Here is a 20,259-nt window from a genome sequence, read left to right as displayed (position 1 = left end):
TTCATTTTCTTGACATTTTTTTCAGACATGTAGAATACGTACTTAGTATAGGCTGGAATGTTAGAGTATTGTATGAAAGAGGTTTGTAAGGGGGAGAGGTATATGCGTTTAAGTGAATTAAGTGGGAAAGAAATTGTGGATTTAGAACGTGCGGAAAAAATGGGCGTTTTAGGTCACGCTGATTTAGAAATTGATGAAAAAGATGGAAAGATTCAAGCTCTCATTATACCAGTAGGGAAATGGGGTGGTTTTAAAAGAGAACAGCAAGAGGTGAGGGTGGAATGGAGTCGGATTAAAAAGGTCGGGCATGATATGATTATTTTTGATCTTGCAAATCGTTCAGGTTCATTGTAAAAGATAACCACTTTGGTTGTCTTTTTTTATTTTAGGGCATTATTTAGGATTGAAATACTCTACCTTAAGAGTAAGAGAGCAAAAAGTGATAGAAGGGAAGAGAGTGGCCTGTAAAAGCCAGATGGAGGAGTGAGAATAATTAATGAAGAAGAAAAGAAAAGCACAACTGAATTTTACTCTATAGAAGTTCACATATTTAGAAATATTGGATGCTTTTTGTTTTTCAATCACCTCTAACTCGTACGGTACATATGATGTGGAGGAAAAAGAAAAAGTAGGCACTTTTCTTATAAATGAAAGAAAAAGAAGGTGAAGTAGGGAATGTTGACTGAGATGCACATTGCTGTCATAGGAGGAGACGCAAGGCAGCTAGAGGTGATTCGTAAGCTGGTTGAACTTGATGCAAAACTTTCATTAGTAGGATTTGATCAACTGGATCATGGTTTTACAGGAGCGACAAAAGAGAGTATGCAAAATCTAGATTTCACTTCTTTAGATGCAATTATTTTGCCCGTAGCAGGAACAAATGCAAAAGGAGAAGTAGATACTATTTTTTCAAATGAAAAAGTTGCGCTTACGAAAGAACAGGTTGAAAAAACACCAGCAAACTTTACTATATATTCAGGGATTGGTACACCGTATTTAGAAAGTCTTGTATCCACCACAAATCGAAAACTTGTGAAATTATTCGATCGTGATGATGTAGCAATCTACAATTCCATCCCGACGGTAGAAGGAACATTAATGATGGTTATTCAACATACAGATTATACAATTCATGGTTCGAATGTAATGGTTTTAGGATTTGGTAGAACAGGAATGAGTGTAGCAAGAGCTTTTCAATCATTAGGGGCTCATGTCAAAGTAGGAGCGCGACGTTCAGAACATATTGCTCGTATTTCGGAAATGACGTTTTCTCCTTTTTATATGCAGGATATTGAGAAGGAAGTAAGTGATGTTGATATTGTTATTAATACAATCCCTCATCTTGTTGTAACGGCAAAAGCAATTTCAAGGATGCCAGCTCATACGCTAATCATTGATTTAGCCTCTAAGCCTGGTGGCACCGATTTTCGTTATGCAGAGAAGCGGGGAATTAAAGCTTTGTTAGCCCCTGGTCTTCCAGGAATTGTTGCACCAAAAACAGCAGGACAAATTTTAGCAAATGTTCTTTCTCAGCTATTAACAGCAGATATGATTGCGAAGGAGGAGAATGGAAAATGAGTTTAAAAGGGAAACGAATTGGATTTGGGTTTACAGGCTCACATTGTACGTATGAAGAAGTTATGCCACATTTAGAAAAGTTAGTTGCTGAAGGAGCAGAAGTAAGACCGGTTGTTTCGTATACTGTACAATCGACAAATACTAGATTTGGTGAAGGGGCAGAGTGGATTAAAAAGATTGAAGAAGCAACAGGGCATAAAGTAATTAATTCAATCGTTGGAGCAGAACCACTTGGCCCAAAGATTCCACTCGATTGCATGGTTATTGCTCCTTTAACAGGAAATTCAATGAGTAAATTTGCAAATGCAATGACAGATTCTCCCGTATTAATGGCAGCGAAAGCGACTCTTCGAAATGGAAAACCAGTTGTATTAGCTGTTTCCACAAATGATGCTCTTGGTTTGAACGGCGTCAACCTCATGCGATTAATGGCAACCAAACACATTTATTTTGTGCCATTTGGGCAAGATGCACCAGAGAAAAAACCAAACTCAATGGTTGCTCGTATGGAACTTCTTGAAGATACAATTATAGAAGCGATGGAAGGAAAGCAATTACAACCAGTTGTTGTAGAAAAATTCAGATATATGAATTAAAAAACAAAAAAACAAGACAATTTTTTATGAAACCATCATTCTTATCGCAGAATATGATAAAATTAACGTTATTAAGATTAGAAGGGGTATTTTATACTCCTTCTAATTCTAAGTATAGAAGGATTGGTATCTAGAAAGGGGCATAGTGATGGAAAAGCAAAAAACTTTTCATGTCGCTGTAGTTGGAGCAACCGGCGCAGTTGGTGAACAAATGTTAAATACTTTAGAGAAACGAGAATTTCCAATTGGGAAGTTAACGTTACTTTCATCTAAACGTTCTGCAGGTAAAAAGCTTGTATTTAAAGGAGAAGAATTTACAGTTCAAGAAGCAACTCCTGAAAGTTTTGAAGGAGTTGATATTGCTCTGTTTAGTGCAGGTGGGTCTGTATCAAAACAATTAGCGCCAGAAGCAGCAAAACGCGGTGCAATTGTTGTTGATAATACAAGTGCATTCCGTATGACAGAAAATGTGCCACTTGTTGTACCTGAAGTAAATGAAAATGATTTAAAAGAACATAACGGTATCATCGCAAATCCGAACTGTTCTACAATTCAAATGGTAGTTGCTCTTGAGCCGATTCGTCAGCAGTATGGTTTAAAACGAGTAATCGTTTCCACATATCAAGCTGTATCCGGTGCAGGTGCTGCTGCAATTGAAGAGCTTCATGAACAATCACAAGCGATCTTAAATGGGGAAGAAGTAAAAGCAAATGTTTTACCTGTATCAGGTGACAAAAAACATTTCCAAATCGCTTTTAATGCTATCCCACAAATTGATAAGTTTGAAGATAATGGATTTACATTTGAAGAAATGAAAATGATTAATGAAACGAAAAAAATAATGCATATGCCTGAGTTAGAAGTAGCAGCGACATGTGTACGCTTGCCAGTTGTATCAGGTCATTCTGAGTCAGTTTACATTGAAGTGGAAAAAGAAGGTGTAACTGTAGCAGAACTAAAAAACTTGCTTGCGGATGCAGAAGGAATTGTACTGCAAGATGATCCGGCAGAACAATTATATCCAATGCCATCTACCGCAGTAGGCAAAAACGAAGTGTTCGTTGGACGTATTCGTAAAGATTTAAATAATGAAAAAGGATTCCATCTTTGGGTCGTATCTGATAACTTATTAAAAGGTGCTGCATGGAACTCTGTTCAAATTGCAGAACGATTAGTAAAATTACAATTAGTGTAAACGGCTAAGAGAAGGTGCAAAAAAATGAAAATTATTGTTCAAAAATTTGGTGGTACATCTGTACGTGATGAAAATGGGCGTAAGCATGCACTTCATCATATAAAAAAATCATTAGGTGCTGGTTATAAAGTAGTTACAGTTGTATCTGCTATGGGCCGCAAAGGTGAACCATATGCAACGGATACATTATTAAGTCTTGTAAATCAACAGGAATCTAGTATTTCAAAACGAGAGCAAGATTTATTATTATCATGTGGAGAATTAATCTCAGCAATCGTCTTCTCAAACATGTTAAATGAAAATGGAGTAAAGGCGGCAGCGTTAAACGGTGCACAAGCTGGTTTTGTAACAAACGATGATTTTACGAATGCGAAGATTGTTGAAATGAATTGCGGTCGTATACAAGAAGAGTTACAAAACGTAGATGTTGTTGTTGTTACTGGATTCCAAGGTCAAACAAAAGAAGGTGACACAACAACACTTGGACGCGGAGGTAGTGATACGTCTGCTTCAGCGTTAGGCGTTGCGCTTCAGGCTGAATATATCGATATTTTTACTGATGTAGAAGGTGTAATGACTGCTGATCCACGTATTGTAAAGGATGCGCGTCATTTGCAAAATGTAACGTATAATGAAATTTGTAACATGGCCTATCAAGGTGCGAAGGTTGTTCATCCACGCGCGGTTGAGATTGCAATGCATGCGAAGGTACCGCTTCGTGTACGTTCTACGTATTCTGATAGTGAAGGTACACTTATTGCAGCGTATGATGGTGCAACAAAAGGCCGTGATGTTGAGGAACGTCCAGTTACAGGTATTGCGCATGTATCAAATGTAACGCAAATCAAAGTGCTTGCAAAAGATGGATCATATGACCTGCAGCAGCATGTATTTAAAGAAATGGCAAATGAAGGAATCAGTGTTGATTTAATTAACATTTCGCCTACAGGTGTGGCTTATACAGTAAGTGATCATGTATCCAGTCGTGCTGTTGAAATACTTCAGAAGCTTGGATATGATCCAATTGTGACGGAGCATTGTGCGAAGGTATCGATTGTTGGAGCTGGAATGGCAGGTATTCCAGGGGTGACTGCGAAAATTGTCACAGCTTTAGCAGAAAAAGGTGTTCAAATTTTACAATCAGCTGATAGTCATACGACAATTTGGGTACTTGTAAAAGAAGTAGATTTAGTGGAAGCTGTCAATGCATTGCATAGTGCATTTGAACTTTCAAAAGAAAAGCAACTGGAACAATAAGGAGTGAGACCATGGTAGATTTTGGGACAATTGCAACAGCGATGGTAACGCCGTTTGATAAAAACGGAAACATCGATTTTGCAAAGACAACGAAATTGGTAAATTATTTAATTGATAACGGTACGACAGCAATCGTGGTAGGAGGGACAACTGGAGAGTCTCCTACATTGTCATCTGAAGAAAAAGTAGCGTTATACCGCCATGTTGTATCTGTTGTCGATAAAAGGGTGCCCGTAATCGCTGGAACAGGTAGCAATAATACACATGCTTCTATTGAATTGACGAAAAAAGCGACAGAAGTCGGTGTTGATGCAATTATGTTAGTAGCACCGTATTATAATAAACCAAGTCAAGAAGGAATGTATCAGCATTTTAAAGCAATTGCTGAAAGTACAGAACTTCCGATTATGCTATATAACGTTCCAGGGCGATCTATTGTTCAAATCTCTGTTGATACTGTTGTTCGTTTATCAGAAATACCGAACATTGTTGCAATTAAAGATGCTGGCGGCGATGTATTAACAATGACAGAGATCGTTGAAAAAACAGCGGACGACTTTGCTGTATACAGCGGTGATGACGGTTTAACGTTACCTGCGATGGTTGTTGGAGCGAAGGGCATTGTCTCTGTTGCTTCTCATGTGATTGGAAATGAAATGCAAGAAATGATTGCGGCATTCCAAGCAGGAGATTTCAAAAAAGCACAGAAATTGCATCAGTTACTTGTAAGAGTGACAAATGCGCTATTTATGGCACCAAGCCCAACGCCAGTAAAAACGGCATTACAAATGACTGGATTAGATGTAGGACCTGTACGCTTACCTCTTATTCCATTAACAGAAGAAGAACGAGTAACGTTACAAGATGTAATGCAATCAATTCCTCGTTAATAAAAATGGCCTAGTGTAAAAACTAGGTCATTTTATTTTTTACAGGTAATTCCCCCTGAAATTTATATACTTCGATCGTCTTTCTCACGATTTAACTTGTTTTCTATTTCTTGTATCAGTTATAATATGGCTAAGTAGCTTAGTACGGGTATGCTTAGCAAAATTGGAAAAAATTATGATTAAATGGAATTTTCATATCATATTGCATAAGATATTTGATTTATATAATGAAAGAGAGGTGAAACCTGGTTTAAAAAACGAACGAGAACATGATATCGCATAACGGTAAGGACATTCGTCTTGGACGGTGAATATATGGTGGTTGTAGAGTTTCCCTGGTGTCTCTACAATTTTAGTGAAATCAGTGTTTGTAAGATTTTTAAACCAGGCAACAACATGAAGAGAAAAGAGAATGATTCTGTAAAAGTATTTGCTCTCGGTGGAGTAGGTGAAATCGGGAAGAATATGTATTGTGTGGAAATTGATTCCGAGATTTTTATTGTAGATGCTGGATTGATGTTCCCAGGAGACGAGATGTTTGGAATTGATATTGTTATCCCTGACATTACATATTTAGTAGAAAATCAAGAGCGAGTAAAAGGCTTATTTATTACACATGGTCATGAAGATCACATTGGTGGAATTGTTTATGTACTACGTAAACTTTCAATCCCAGTATATGCAACTAAGTTAACGGTAGGTTTAATACAAGAAAAACTTGGTGAAGCAGGAATGCTTGGTCGTGTAGATTTAAAAACAATTGATTCTAATTCAGAAGTAGAATTCAATACGACAACGGTTTCATTCTTCGGCACAACTCATAGTATTCCAGATTCTGTTGGGGTGTGTTTCCATACATCAAAAGGTGCTATCGTATATACAGGAGATTTTAAATTTGACCAAACACCAATTGGCAATAGCGGAGCAGACCTTGGAAAGATGGCGCAAATTGGAAATGAAGGTGTCCTTTGTCTATTATCAGATAGTACGAACGCTGAGCGTCCTGGTTATACAGGTTCTGAAAAAGAAGTTGGAATAGAAATTTCAAAGGTGTTTTATGGTGCAGAAGGTCGCATCATCGTTGCTTCTTTTGCTTCTAATGTACATCGTATACAACAAGTATTTGATGCAGCTGCTGAAACAGGCCGTAAAGTAGCTGTTGTAGGACGTAGTATGGTGAAAGTGGTGGATATCGCAAGGCGTCTTGGATATTTAGATGTTCCAGATGGCATGGTTATTTCATTGCAAGAAGTAGATAACTTCCCAGAGAAGAAGGTAGCAATTTTAACAACTGGTAGCCAAGGTGAACCGATGGCAGCTCTTTCCAGAATGGCGAAGCAAGCTCATAAACAAATTTCGATTCGTAAAGGAGATACAGTTATTATTGCGGCATCTCCAATTCCTGGTAATGAAATATCGGTATCGAAAATCATTGATTTATTATTTAGAGCTGGTGCAGAAGTTGTCTATTATGGGGAAAGAAAAGTTCATGTTTCTGGTCATGGTAGTCAAGAAGAGTTGAAATTGATGTTGAATTTAATGAAACCGAAATATTTTATACCCGTACATGGTGAATTTCGTATGCAAAAGGCACATGCGTATTTGGCGGAAGATGTTGGTGTCTTGAAAGAGAATATTTTTATTGTGGAAAAAGGCGATGTAATTGCTTTTGAAGGAGAAGAAGCGAAGTCAGCTGGAAAGGTACAAGCGGGTAATGTTCTTATTGATGGATTAGGCGTAGGTGATGTTGGAAATATTGTCTTACGTGATCGTAAGATGTTATCACAAGATGGAATTTTAGTCGTTGTTGTGACGCTTGGGAAAGATGAGAAGAAAATCATCTCTGGACCAGAAATTATTTCACGTGGTTTTGTGTATGTTCGTGAATCTGAGGCGCTAATCGAAAGATCGACAGATATTGTACGTACAATTGTTGAACAATCTATTAAAGAATATTCTATTGAATGGTCCATGTTAAAACAAAATATCCGTGAATTGTTAGGACAGTTCCTATACGAGGAAACGAAGAGAAAACCGATGATTTTACCAATTATCATGGAAGTATAAGAAAACCACCTTAACGGGTGGTTTTTTCTTTTTCATCTCTATCGCATGAAATCTACAACTTAAGAAATAATAGTTGTATAAGAGTGAAAGGGGATGCGACATGACAGAACGTGATGGCTTAACAAATGAGGAAAAAGAAGTCGAGCCGAAAGAGGATGTAAAAGAGGCGTCAGTAATAGAAAAAATTCAGCAACTTGGTCAAACGAATGTTCCGCAAATGAACGAATCACGTATTCATTGTTTAACGATTGTTGGACAAGTAGAAGGGCATATGCAGCTTCCACCACAAAATAAAACGACGAAGTACGAGCATGTGATTCCACAAATTGTGGCAATTGAGCAGAATCCGAAAATTGAAGGGTTACTTTTATTGTTAAATACGGTGGGGGGAGATGTTGAGGCTGGTTTGGCAATCTCTGAAATGGTGGCTTCATTGTCGAAGCCAACGGTATCTTTAGTTTTAGGTGGAGGACATTCAATAGGTGTACCAATTGCAGTATCGACAGATTATTCATTTATTGCTGAAACGGCAACGATGACGATTCACCCCGTTCGTCTGACTGGTCTTGTGATTGGTGTACCGCAAACATTTGAGTATTTGGATAAAATGCAAGAACGTGTAATTCGATTTGTAACGAAACATTCAAAAGTGACGGAAGATCGTTTTAAAGAGCTTATGTTTGCAAAAGGGAATTTAACGCGTGATATTGGAACAAACGTGATCGGAATAGATGCAGTGAAGTATGGTCTTATAGATGATGTCGGTGGCATTGGAGATGCGATTCGAAAATTGAATGAATTAATAGACATGCGAACAGAGGGAAATCAGGAAGGAAAATTACTACAATGATTTTATATACGATTATGCCAGAACAACTTGTCTATCAAACAGATGATTCACAGTACGAACGGCAAAAAATAGTGAATATGAATGGGGTAGAGATGGTTGTATCTGAAGAGAATAGTCAATATTATTCTGTCGTTCGTGTGCTAAGTACCAATCCATCGCACTACTTACAGTACGAGCCAGGGCAGAAAATAACCTTTTAGTAAAAAGCAGGATTTTGTTTATAAGCTATGGTATAATATAAAAAACAAGACGTTTGAGCAGCCACGATTAGGCTGCTTTCTTCTGTTTATGTGGCATTTTANNTAAAATGCCACATAAACAGATTTGAAAATGTGATGAATGACATGAAAAATGCTTTCAATGAATGAAAGTTTTATTTAATTTTTGGACTTGGGGTGAAGAAATGGTAAAACAAAAGCAAAGAGGGACGAAATCAAAAGCAAGACGTACGATCAAGCCAACTTTGTATTACGAAATCGTCGGGTTGACTCTTTTTGCGCTTTCAATTATTACAATCTTACAACTAGGTATTGTAGGTAAATCATTTGTGTTATTTTTCCGCTTTTTCTTTGGCGAATGGTACATAATTGGTGTATTAGGTGTAATAGCTTTATCGATTGCGTTTGTTATAAGACGTGGTTGGCCAAACCTTTTGAATAAACGATTAATCGGTGTGTATTTAATTGTGTTAGCGATATTGATGTTTAGTCATATTACATTATTTAACCTTCTTACAAAAGACGGAGCGGTAGAAAATACGTCTGTAATTGTGAGCACAAAAGATATGTTCTTTCTTGAGATGAAGAAAGGCACAGAGACGGTTCATTTAGGTGGAGGTATGTTTGGGGCACTTATGTTTGCAACATTTTATTTTTTGTTTGATGAGGTAGGGGCCTACATTATTGGAATTATTCTAGTTATTCTTGGGATACTTTGTATTACAAACAAGCATATTGGGGAAGTGCTAGCCCCAGTTGGACGAATACTCAGAAGTCAATTTCAAGTGATACAAGGGGATTACAAGGATTGGAGAGCGAAACGAACTGCTGAACAAACGGAAAAGAAAAAAACGACAAGACGTACGCGTAGTGAACGTCATGATGTGCAAGAAGAAATCGCTGAACCAGTAGAAGAAATAGAAATTGGACCACCAATCATCTCGAATTTCACAGAAAATTACCCAGTGAGTGAGGAAAAAGATAAACATCATGAAGATGAAATTGGTGATGATTTGATTGTATCGCCTGTAATGGAAGATGAACTGCCATCTGTATCAAAAGAGCAGCCACAAAAGAAACGAGGAGAAAAAATTGTTGAATCCTTAGAAGGGGAAGCGAAAGCTCCTCCAATGCAATTTTCAAATGTGGAAAATAAAGATTATAAGCTTCCTGCTCTCGATATATTGAAGTTTCCAAAAAACAAACAGGTTACAAATGAAAATGAGGAAATTTATGAAAATGCTCGTAAGCTTGAACGTACTTTCCAAAGTTTTGGTGTGAAGGCAAAAGTAACGAAAGTACATAGAGGACCTGCAGTTACGAAATATGAAGTGTATCCTGATATGGGAGTGAAAGTAAGTAAAATTGTGAGTTTGAGTGATGACTTAGCGCTTGCATTAGCTGCGAAAGATATTCGTATTGAAGCTCCTATTCCAGGGAAATCAGCAGTAGGGATTGAAGTTCCAAATTCAGAAGTTTCAATGGTAACGCTTAGAGAAGTACTTGATTCGAAAGCAAACAATCACCCGGAAGAAAAATTATTAATTGGTCTTGGGCGTGATATTACAGGTGAAGCAGTGTTAGCGCGTTTAAATAAGATGCCTCATCTACTAGTAGCCGGAGCAACTGGTAGCGGAAAGAGTGTATGTATTAACGGGATTATTGTTAGTATTTTAATGCGTGCTAAACCACATGAAGTGAAATTAATGATGATTGATCCGAAAATGGTAGAGTTGAATGTATACAATGGTGTTCCTCATTTATTAACACCAGTTGTAACAGATCCGAAAAAAGCATCGCAAGCTTTGAAAAAAGTTGTGAGTGAGATGGAGCGCCGTTATGAATTGTTTGCTCATAGTGGAACGCGTAATATTGAAGGGTATAATGAATACATTAGACAGCATAATGACCAATCAGAAGCAAAACAGTCTGAGTTACCGTACATTGTTGTCATTGTGGACGAGTTGGCTGATTTGATGATGGTTGCTTCCTCAGATGTAGAAGATGCAATTATGCGTTTAGCACAGATGGCACGTGCTGCTGGCATTCATTTAATTATCGCAACGCAACGTCCGTCTGTTGATGTTATTACAGGTGTTATTAAAGCAAATATTCCATCTCGTATTGCTTTTGCTGTTTCTTCGCAAACTGACTCTCGAACGATTCTTGATGGCGGGGGTGCAGAAAAGTTATTAGGACGCGGGGATATGCTATTCATACCAATTGGTGCATCAAAGCCAGTTCGTGTACAAGGAGCATTTCTATCAGATGATGAAGTGGAAAGAGTAGTAGAATATGTGATTGGACAACAAAAAGCGCAATATCAAGAAGATATGATACCGCAAGATGTGCCAGAGACAAAGCAAGAAGTAGAAGATGAATTATATGATGAAGCGGTTCAGCTCGTTGTAGAAATGCAAACAGCTTCTGTTTCTATGTTGCAGCGTAGATTCCGAGTAGGATATACACGTGCAGCGCGTCTGATTGATGCGATGGAAATGAACGGTGTAGTTGGACCCTATGAAGGTAGTAAGCCGAGAGAAGTACTAATTAAAGATATACAAGAAAAAAGTTCTTAATAAAAAGCCTAATTGTTCACAATTAGGCTTTTTTATATAGTGTTTTTGTTATATACTATAGTCAAACGTAAAGAAAGGGCTTTCATTTTCGGGTATCCTTTAGAATACGAATGGTTATAATGTTATTTTTGAAAAATGTTCGATATTCTCGGAATAAAAGCGATGAATTGTGTTGACACGTATGAGAGCAAGTGTTACGATTACTTCGAAAAGAATCACTGCCTCATATAATCTTGGAGATAAGGTCCATAAGTTTCTACCTGGCAACCATGAATTGCTAGACTATGAGGGGAAAAGTGTGTAACAAAGGATGTAAGGAATCTTTGTATCTAACTTTTTCTCTATATGAGGAATGTTGTGGTACAAAGTTTTTTTTATGAAATAAAGATAGAAAATTTCATTTTGAAAAATTATTAATATTTATTCGACAAATTGAATTGTGGCATTACTATGTTATTGGCTTGAAAAAAGAGAACAGAAGTCTTACATCAGAGGTCGAATAATTGGAATGCGGGGGAGTCTTATGTCAGTTAAATCTGATAGTCGACACTTATATTTACGAGTGATCGATCACATTAAAGAAAAAATCAAAAGCGGGGCATATAAAGAGAAACAAAAGTTGCCTTCCGAGTTTGATTTAGCGAAAGAACTTGGCGTAAGTAGAGCGACTTTACGGGAAGCATTGCGTATTTTAGAAGAGGAGAATGTTGTGATTCGCAGACATGGTGTTGGCACTTTTGTGAATGCAAAACCACTATTCTCATCTGGTATTGAACAGCTTTCTAGTATTACAGATATGATTTCTAGTGTGGGGAAAACACCAGGAACTATCTTTTTATCATCATCTACTACGAATCTAACAGAAGAAGAAAAAGAAAAGTTTAATAATGATGAAGGCTTTGAGGCTGTCATGATTGAGCGTGTTCGTACAGCAGACGGGGAACCTGTTGTTTATTGTATTGACAAGTTAGCGAAAGAAGTATTACCGGATTTATCCGATTACAACGAAGAATCATTGCTAACTGTAATTCATAATAACACGCATAAACGTATTACATATGCGGTTGCTCATATTGAACCAATTGGTTATCATCCGAAAATATCACCAATTTTGCAATGCGAGCCAGAGACGGCGTTACTAATTTTAAAGCAAATGCATTACGATCAAAATGATGAGCCGATTTTATATTCTATTAATTATTTTAGAGCAGATAAATTTAGCTTCCACGTATTACGAAAACGTATGTAATTCGTTCCTTTTTAGGGAGGTGACAGCAAGAAGAAAGGAACACTAGCATATTAATAGATACATATATCATTTAGGAGGGGTTTCTAGTATGAAGAAAAAAGCAGGTATTTTATTATCATTAACGTTAGCAGCAAGTACAGTTTTAGGTGCATGTGGTAATTCTGACAAGGAAAATAGTGACAAAAAAGGGGATAAAGACTTCAAGGTTGGTATGGTTACAGACGTTGGGGGCGTTGATGATAAATCATTTAACCAATCCGCTTGGGAAGGTTTAACGAAATTCGGTAAAGATAACAATTTGAAAAAAAATGAAGGATACCGCTATATTCAATCAACTAAGGATGCGGATTATATTCCGAACTTAACAAAATTTGCTAAAAGCAATTATGATGTAGCGTTTGGTATTGGATTCTTAATGCAAGATTCAATTGAAAAGGTAGCGGATCAATATCCAAAACAACAATTTGCGATTGTAGATACTGTTGTGAATAAGCCAAACGTAACGAGCATTACATTCAAAGATCACGAAGGTTCTTTCCTTGTTGGAGCTGTAGCAGCGATGACAACGAAATCAAATAAAGTTGGTTTTATTGGTGGAGTGAAAAGCCCATTAATTGAGAAATTTGAATCAGGATTTAAAGCTGGAGCGAAAGCTGTGAATCCAAATATTGAAATCGTATCACAATATGCGGATGCATTTGATAAACCGGAAAAAGGGTCTGTATTAGCATCAGCAATGTATGGCCAAGGTGTTGACGTAATTTATCACGCTTCAGGTGCAACTGGTAACGGTGTATTTACAGAAGCGAAAAACCGTAAGAAAAAAGGCGAAAATGTTTGGGTAATCGGTGTTGACCGTGATCAAAATCAAGAAGGTATGCCTGAAAATGTAACTTTAACTTCTATGGTAAAACGTGTTGATGTTGCAGTTGCAAAAGTAGCACAAGAAGCAAAAGATGGTAAGTTAAAAGGTGGAAAAACAGAAGAGTTTGGTTTAAAAGATGATGGTGTTGGTATTGCGAAAACAACTGATAATGTGAAGAAAGTAAATCCAGAAATTTTAACAAAAGTAGAAGAGTTTGAAAAGAAAATCACTGATGGTGAAATTAAAGTACCAGCTACTCCAGATGAGTACAAAGCATATGAGGCTTCTCTAAAGAAATAATGATAGAGAAATAGCAAAGGTTAGTTCTTAGAACTAACCTTTGTATATATAAATACATCGACATAACAATTCCTTTTAGGCGGTAGAGAGGGTCCGCCTGTGGATAGAAGCGGTTAGTTCCTGTTCTCGCCCCGTATCAAGTGAAAATAGGAGGAGAACATGAGTGGAAGTTTCTTTTTGTTTTTTATAGCCGTAATTTATATGCTGGAAAATCAAATTAGATATATATAGTCGTTTTTAATAGAGTGCAATAGGGGAATGTTCCCAGTTAAAAGGAGGAACAATATGGAATACGTAATCGAGATGAATAATATTACAAAAGTATTCCCAGGAATTGTAGCGAATGATAATATTACGCTGCAAGTAAAACAGGGAGAAATACATGCTTTACTTGGAGAAAATGGTGCAGGGAAATCAACGTTAATGAATGTACTATTTGGTTTGTATCAACCGGAGCAGGGAGAAATTAAAATTAAAGGAAATCCTGTGAAAATTACCAATCCTAATATCGCTAATGACTATGGAATTGGTATGGTTCATCAACATTTTATGCTTGTTCATAATTTTACAGTTACAGAGAATATTATTCTTGGAAATGAACCGAAGAAAAAAGGGAAGATTGCTGTTGATGATGCTGCCAAAGAGATTAAACAGTTATCTGAACAATACGGTTTAGCGGTAGATCCGTACGCAAAGATTGAGGACATTTCAGTCGGTATGCAGCAGCGCGTTGAGATTTTGAAAACGCTCTATCGCGGGGCGGAAATTTTAATATTCGATGAACCAACGGCAGTGTTAACTCCTCAAGAAATTCATGAGCTTATTCAAATTATGAAGAAACTTGTAAAAGAAGGTAAATCTATCATTCTTATTACACATAAGTTAAAAGAAATTATGGAAGTTTGTGATCGTTGTACAATCATTAGAAAAGGAAAAGGCATTGGAACTGTTGACGTTGCACATACAAATGAACATAAACTTGCAGAATTAATGGTCGGACGTCAAGTGAATTTTAAAACAGAAAAAATAGACGCAACACCTAAGGAAGAGGTACTTTCCATTGCAAACCTTACGGTTCATGATGCACGCCAATTACCTGCTGTAAAAGGCCTTGACTTAACTGTTCGTGCAGGAGAAATTGTCGGTATTGCAGGGATTGATGGGAATGGACAAAGTGAACTTATAGAAGCGATTACTGGTTTACGAAAAGTTGAGTCAGGTTCTATTGCAATTAAAGGGAAAGAAATAACAAATTGGCCAGTCAGACGTATTACAGAAGAAGGAATTGGTCATATTCCAGAAGACCGTCATAAGCATGGGCTTGTTCTTGATTTTTCTGTTAGAGATAATATGGTATTGCAAACGTACTATAAGAACCCATTTTCCACTAAGGGGATTTTGAATTTTAGTGAAATTACAAAAAAAGCTAAAGCACTTATTCAACAATTTGACGTGCGTACACCAGGTGAACACACATTAGCTCGTGCGCTTTCAGGTGGAAACCAACAAAAAGCAATTATTGCACGTGAAGTGGATCGTGATCCTGATTTATTAATTGCAGCGCAACCAACACGTGGTTTAGATGTAGGGGCAATTGAGTTTATTCATAAAAAATTAATTGAGCAGAGAGATAAAGGGAAAGCGGTGCTACTTTTATCTTTAGAACTCGATGAGATTTTAAATGTGAGTGACCGTGTTGCTGTTATTTATGAAGGGAAAATTGTTGCGATTGTGGATGCAAAAGAAACAAATGAACAGCAACTGGGTCTGTTAATGGCTGGTGGAACAGGGGAAGAGAAGGTGAATACAAATGGCTAAAAAGTTTTTAACGGAGCGAACAATTAATATTCTAGTACCTGTGTTGTCCGTTATTTTTGGTTTGATTGTTGGAGCCATTGTAATGGTAGTTAGTGGATATGATCCAATTGTTGGTTATGCAGCGTTATGGGAAGGGATGGTTGGAAATCCGCAAGCTATAGGTGAAACGCTTCGGACGATGATTCCGCTTGTTTTAGCTGGTTTATCTGTTGCATTCGCATTCCGTACGGGATTATTTAATATCGGAGTAGAAGGGCAACTATTAGTTGGCTGGCTTGCGGCTGTTTGGTTTGGGTATGCGGTGTCTTTACCAGCATTTTTACATATCCCATTATCTATATTAGTTGCAGCAGTAGTTGGTGGATTATGGGGATTTATTCCAGGGTACCTAAAGGGTAAATTTAAAGTAAATGAAGTTATTGTTACTATTATGATGAACTATATTGCTCTTTATGTTACGTATGACTTGATTAAGCGATTTTTACATGAAGCAAATGAGAAATCATATGATATTCAGGCTAGTGCTTCATTAGCATCAGAATGGTTAGCTTCTATTACAGATGGATCCCGTCTTCATTGGGGGATTGTTGTTGCAATTTTAGTTGCGATTTTGATGTGGTTCTTATTAGATCGGACAACTTTAGGATATGAATTGAAATCAGTTGGATTTAACCAACACGCTTCTCAATATGCGGGTATGAAAGTATCTCGGAATGTTGTGTTATCTATGACAATTGCAGGTGCATTTGCTGGAATTGGTGGTGCGATGGAAGGGCTTGGGACATTTCAAAATATGACGGCGATGTCTTCATTTACTGGAATTGGATTTGATGGAATCGCGGTAGCACTTCTGGGTGGAAATAATCCATTTGGTATTTTACTTGCAGCTTTATTATTTGGTGGTTTAAAAAGTGCAGCGCCACAAATGAACTTTGAAGCTGATGTTCCATCAGAACTGATTAACGTAATTATTGCATGTATTATCTTCTTTGTTGCATGTAGTTATGTTTTAAGATGGGCACTTACTCGCATGAGCAAGGAGGGGAAATAAATGAGCTTCCTAGATATTTTAGCCATTCTTGTAACAGGTACATTATATACGGCAGCACCTCTTATTTTTACAGCGCTAGGTGGAGTGTTTAGTGAGCGTTCTGGTGTTGTAAATATCGCATTAGAAGGATTAATGTTATTTGGTGCATTTACTGGTATAGTAACAACGTTGTTAATGGGAGATACATGGGGAACGATGACTCCTTGGATTGCGCTTGTTTTTGCAGCAATTGGTGGCGGATTATTTGCACTTCTTCATGCGGTTGCATCTATTACATTCCGTGCGGACCAAGTTGTTAGTGGGGTTGCCATCAACTTTTTAGCTCTTGGTTTAACAGTTTTTGCAATTAAGAAGATTTTTGGTAAAGGACAAACTGATTTTATTCAATATCGTATTGAAAAAATTGATGTGCCAGGACTTTCGGATATTCCGGTTATCGGAGAAATCTTTTTCTCAAATGTACCATTAACATCGTATATTGCCATTATTTTAGCATTTGTTGTTTGGTACATTATTTATAAAACGCCATTTGGTCTTCGATTACGTGCGGTTGGTGAGCATCCGATGGCAGCAGATACAATGGGAATTAATGTGTATAAAATGCGTTATATTGCCGTTTGTATTTCAGGAATGTTTGCGGGAGTTGGGGGGGCCGTTTTTGCACTATCGATCTCGAATAACTTCTCAGGAGCAACAATTACAGGACAAGGTTTCTTGGCATTAGCAGCTATGATCTTTGGTAAATGGAATCCGCTCGGAGCGCTTGGAGCAGCTTTATTCTTTGGGTTTGCTCAATCTCTTGGGGTAACTGGTGGGACAATTCCTGTATTAAAAGAAATTCCAAGTGTTTTCTTAACGATATTACCATATGTGTTCACGATTCTAGCACTTGTTGGGTTTGTTGGACGTTCAGAAGCTCCAAAGGCACTGGGGACACCGTATGAAAAAGGAAAACGATAAGTATTGATAAAGCTCGCACATTAGTGCGGGCTTTTTTACATAGAATATGCTTAATACAGAAATTTACTTTCCCTTTTTAATGAATAAACTGTTTAAAGGAAAAGTGTATAAGGAAGAAAAGTTGATTTTTCTTTTCTAAAAACTGTATATTGAAGAGGAATATTCCTATATACGTAAAGGAGGGCTATTAATGAAATTGATGGAACAGCAAATGCATGAATTAGGTGGTTTGCGTGTACATATGATTCCGACAGATAAATATAAAACAAATACATTTGTATTTCGTTTCAAAGCACCATTGAATGAAGAAACGGTGACAGAGCGTGCTTTATTACCATATGTATTGCAAAGTGCGACAGAAAAATTACCGTCTGTCATTCGGCTTCGTCAATATTTAGAGGAATTGTACGGTTCTTCCTTGGCTGTAGATGTAAGTAAAAAAGGTGAGGATCATATCATCTCTATCTATGTTGATATTGCCAATGAAATATATTTACAGGATGCACCGCCACTTTTTGAAAAAGCACTTTCTATGCTGTCCGATATCGTATTACACCCAGCAACGGAAGGTAGTGGTTTTTTACAATCAATTGTAGAAAGTGAAAAAAGAGCGCTCGTACAACGAATTGAAGCTACATATGATGATAAAATGCGCTATGCGAATGAACGATTAATTGAAGAAATGTGCAAAGTAGAACCGTATCGTTTAAGTGCAAATGGTCAAAAAGAGCGTGTTGATTCTATTACCAATGAAACGTTATACCGCTATTATCAAAAGGTGTTAGCGGAAGACGAAATGGATCTATATATTATAGGTGATGTAGCTGAGGATGCGATTGATCTAGTAGGTAAATATTTTTCAATTCCGCCTCGTACAGTAAAAGAGAAAAATGTCATTCTTCATAAGCGAAATAATGAGGAACAGGAAATTGTTGAAAAACAAGAATTGAAGCAAAGTAAGTTAAATATTGGATATCGTACATTTATTACGTACCGCGATGAAGATTATTTTGCGCTGCAGCTATTTAATGGATTATTTGGGGGATTCTCGCACTCGAAATTATTTGTGAATGTACGGGAAAAAAATAGTTTAGCGTATTATGCGGCATCGCGCTTTGAAAGTCATAAAGGTCTACTTTTCGTTATGTCAGGAATTGAAGCGAAAAATTATGAAAAAGCGGTTGAGATTATTAAAGAGCAAATGAAAGCGATGCAAAATGGCGATTTTTCAGAAGAAGAGATTCATCAAACAAAGAGTGTTATTCAAAATCAAATTTTAGAGGCAATTGATACGCCGCGTGGCTTTGTGGAAATGCTTTATCATGGTGTTATTGCAGAGCGTACGCGCCCAGTAGAGGAGTGGTTAACTGGCATTGAGCGTGTTACGAAAGAGGAAATTATAAAGGTTGCGAATAATATTGAACTAGATACAATTTACTTTTTACACGGAACGGAGGGAGAATAGATGGAGAAAATTTCTTATGAACAATTAAAAGAAACGCTTTATTATGAAAAGCTTCCAAATGGGCTAGATGTATATATATTGCCGAAGCGAGGATTTAATAAAACATTTGCGACGTTTACAACAAAATATGGTTCCGTGGATAATACGTTTGTTCCACTTGGGAACGAGGAAATGGTTCGGGTGCCAGATGGAATTGCTCATTTTCTTGAGCATAAATTATTTGAAAAAGAAGATCACGATGCATTTCAGTTGTTTAGTAAACAAGGAGCTTCTGCAAATGCCTTTACATCATTTACAAGAACGGCTTATTTGTTTTCTTGTACATCAAATGTAGAACAAAATTTAAACACATTGTTAAATTTTGTTCAGGAACCTTACTTTTCTGAAAAAACAGTTGAAAAAGAAAAAGGAATTATTGGCCAAGAGATTCAAATGTACCAAGATAACCCAGATTGGCGGTTGTATTTTGGGTTAATTGATAGTTTATTTGTTAAGCATCCGATTAAAATTGATATCGCTGGGACAATTGAATCCATTAGTAAAATTACAAAAGATTTATTGTATGAATGTTACGAAACATTTTATCATCCGAGTAATATGTTATTATTTGTTGTTGGGGCAATTGATCCAGAAAAAACAATGGCGTTAATATGTGAAAACCAGGCGAAAAAAGACTATAAAAATCAACCAGAAATCGTACGTTCGTTTGAAGAGGAACCTGAAGTAGTAAATGAAAAGAAAAAAATTATTTCTATGCCTGTTCAAACACCAAAATGTTTGGTAGGTGTAAAGGCGACCAACTTAAAACAACAAGGCGATGAGCTGTTAAAACAGGAAATTGCTTTGACGTTGCTTTTAGATTATTTATTTGGAAAAGGTTCTACCCATTACGAATCTTTATATAATGAAGGCCTTATTGATGATACGTTCTCTTACGATTATACAGAAGAGAATAACTTTGGTTTTGCTATGGTCGGCGGTGATACAAAACAACCAGATGAATTAGCAAATCGCTTAATAAGTATTTTATTACAAGTAAATGATAATGAATTAAATGAAGAAACACTTGAAAGGGTGAAGAAAAAGAAAATCGGTGGTTTTTTACGTTCGCTTAACTCACCTGAATATATTGCAAATCAATTCACAAGGTATGCATTTAATGAATCAAGTTTATTTGATGCCCTTTCTGTTTTAGAGAGCTTAACTGTTCAAGATTTACAAGAAGCGGCAAAAGTATTTTTATCTGAAGACAGAATGAGTATTTGCCAAGTGTTGCCAAAAAAATAAAGTGAAACTTCCATAAGTGGAGGTTATCCCCCGT

At 36.9% G+C, this 20,259-nt stretch carries 17 protein-coding genes and 1 riboswitch; all 17 genes read left to right on the top strand.

Annotation, left to right across the window (positions count from 1 at the left end):
• Window positions 1-102 precede the first annotated feature (102 nt).
• The 17 genes from CN373_RS03790 (at window position 103) to yfmH (ending at window position 20,225) form a co-directional block, all read left to right on the top strand.
• Window positions 103-354 (top strand): YlmC/YmxH family sporulation protein, encoded by a 252-nt coding sequence (locus CN373_RS03790; RefSeq protein ID WP_001239741.1) that lies wholly within the window; start codon window positions 103-105, stop codon window positions 352-354.
• A gap of 321 nt (window positions 355-675) precedes the next feature.
• Window positions 676-1,578, top strand: a complete 903-nt coding sequence (gene dpaA, locus CN373_RS03785; protein WP_000954747.1) for a dipicolinic acid synthetase subunit A — start codon at window positions 676-678, stop codon at window positions 1,576-1,578.
• Complete coding sequence (gene dpaB / locus CN373_RS03780) at window positions 1,575-2,174, top strand: dipicolinate synthase subunit B (protein ID WP_098358861.1); 600 nt, start codon at window positions 1,575-1,577, stop codon at window positions 2,172-2,174. Before dpaA ends, dpaB begins: the two co-directional genes overlap by 4 nt.
• Window positions 2,175-2,322: 148 nt before the next feature.
• The gene (gene asd / locus CN373_RS03775) at window positions 2,323-3,369 is read left to right on the top strand and encodes an aspartate-semialdehyde dehydrogenase (protein WP_098358860.1); all 1,047 of its coding nucleotides are present in this window, start codon (window positions 2,323-2,325) and stop codon (window positions 3,367-3,369) included.
• Between the two features lie 24 nt (window positions 3,370-3,393).
• Window positions 3,394-4,626, top strand: a complete 1,233-nt coding sequence (dapG, locus tag CN373_RS03770; protein WP_000692481.1) for an aspartate kinase — start codon at window positions 3,394-3,396, stop codon at window positions 4,624-4,626.
• An 11-nt stretch (window positions 4,627-4,637) separates the two neighbouring features.
• Entirely contained in the window at window positions 4,638-5,516 is an 879-nt protein-coding gene (gene dapA / locus CN373_RS03765) for a 4-hydroxy-tetrahydrodipicolinate synthase (protein WP_000227409.1), read from the top strand.
• Between the two features lie 396 nt (window positions 5,517-5,912).
• On the top strand, window positions 5,913-7,583 hold the full coding sequence (locus tag CN373_RS03760; RefSeq protein WP_002057374.1) for a ribonuclease J: 1,671 nt from the start codon (window positions 5,913-5,915) through the stop codon (window positions 7,581-7,583).
• A gap of 100 nt (window positions 7,584-7,683) precedes the next feature.
• Entirely contained in the window at window positions 7,684-8,433 is a 750-nt protein-coding gene (locus tag CN373_RS03755) for a ClpP family protease (RefSeq protein ID WP_098358859.1), read from the top strand.
• Window positions 8,430-8,633, top strand: coding sequence for a YlzJ-like family protein (locus CN373_RS03750; RefSeq protein WP_098358858.1), 204 nt, complete (start codon window positions 8,430-8,432; stop codon window positions 8,631-8,633). Before CN373_RS03755 ends, CN373_RS03750 begins: the two co-directional genes overlap by 4 nt.
• 203 nt (window positions 8,634-8,836) lie before the next feature.
• On the top strand, window positions 8,837-11,230 hold the full coding sequence (locus CN373_RS03745) for a DNA translocase FtsK (protein ID WP_098358857.1): 2,394 nt from the start codon (window positions 8,837-8,839) through the stop codon (window positions 11,228-11,230).
• 203 nt (window positions 11,231-11,433) lie between these two features.
• A riboswitch (purine riboswitch) is annotated at window positions 11,434-11,535 on the top strand.
• Window positions 11,536-11,753: 218 nt separating this feature from the next.
• Window positions 11,754-12,479, top strand: coding sequence for a GntR family transcriptional regulator (locus tag CN373_RS03740; protein ID WP_098358856.1), 726 nt, complete (start codon window positions 11,754-11,756; stop codon window positions 12,477-12,479).
• A gap of 88 nt (window positions 12,480-12,567) precedes the next feature.
• Window positions 12,568-13,644, top strand: a complete 1,077-nt coding sequence (locus tag CN373_RS03735; protein ID WP_098358855.1) for a BMP family lipoprotein — start codon at window positions 12,568-12,570, stop codon at window positions 13,642-13,644.
• Between the two features lie 285 nt (window positions 13,645-13,929).
• The gene (locus CN373_RS03730; protein WP_000456944.1) at window positions 13,930-15,462 is read left to right on the top strand and encodes an ABC transporter ATP-binding protein; all 1,533 of its coding nucleotides are present in this window, start codon (window positions 13,930-13,932) and stop codon (window positions 15,460-15,462) included.
• Entirely contained in the window at window positions 15,455-16,513 is a 1,059-nt protein-coding gene (locus CN373_RS03725) for an ABC transporter permease (RefSeq protein WP_001074491.1), read from the top strand. The genes CN373_RS03730 and CN373_RS03725 overlap by 8 nt, the downstream gene beginning before the upstream one ends.
• Window positions 16,514-17,473 carry an ABC transporter permease gene (locus CN373_RS03720; protein ID WP_000008849.1) on the top strand — a complete coding sequence of 320 codons (960 nt, stop codon included), beginning with the start codon at window positions 16,514-16,516 and terminating at the stop codon, window positions 17,471-17,473.
• Window positions 17,474-17,663: 190 nt separating this feature from the next.
• Window positions 17,664-18,938, top strand: a complete 1,275-nt coding sequence (gene yfmF / locus CN373_RS03715; RefSeq protein WP_000772439.1) for an EF-P 5-aminopentanol modification-associated protein YfmF — start codon at window positions 17,664-17,666, stop codon at window positions 18,936-18,938.
• Window positions 18,939-20,225 carry an EF-P 5-aminopentanol modification-associated protein YfmH gene (gene yfmH, locus CN373_RS03710; RefSeq protein ID WP_000411784.1) on the top strand — a complete coding sequence of 429 codons (1,287 nt, stop codon included), beginning with the start codon at window positions 18,939-18,941 and terminating at the stop codon, window positions 20,223-20,225.
• Window positions 20,226-20,259: the final 34 nt, after the last annotated feature.

Origin of the sequence: Bacillus cereus (assembly GCF_002561295.1) — a bacterium.
GTDB lineage: Bacteria > Bacillota > Bacilli > Bacillales > Bacillaceae_G > Bacillus_A > Bacillus_A cereus_S.
The sequence above is the reverse complement of the archived record's forward strand: the minus strand, read 5'-3'. Positions and strand labels throughout refer to the sequence as shown.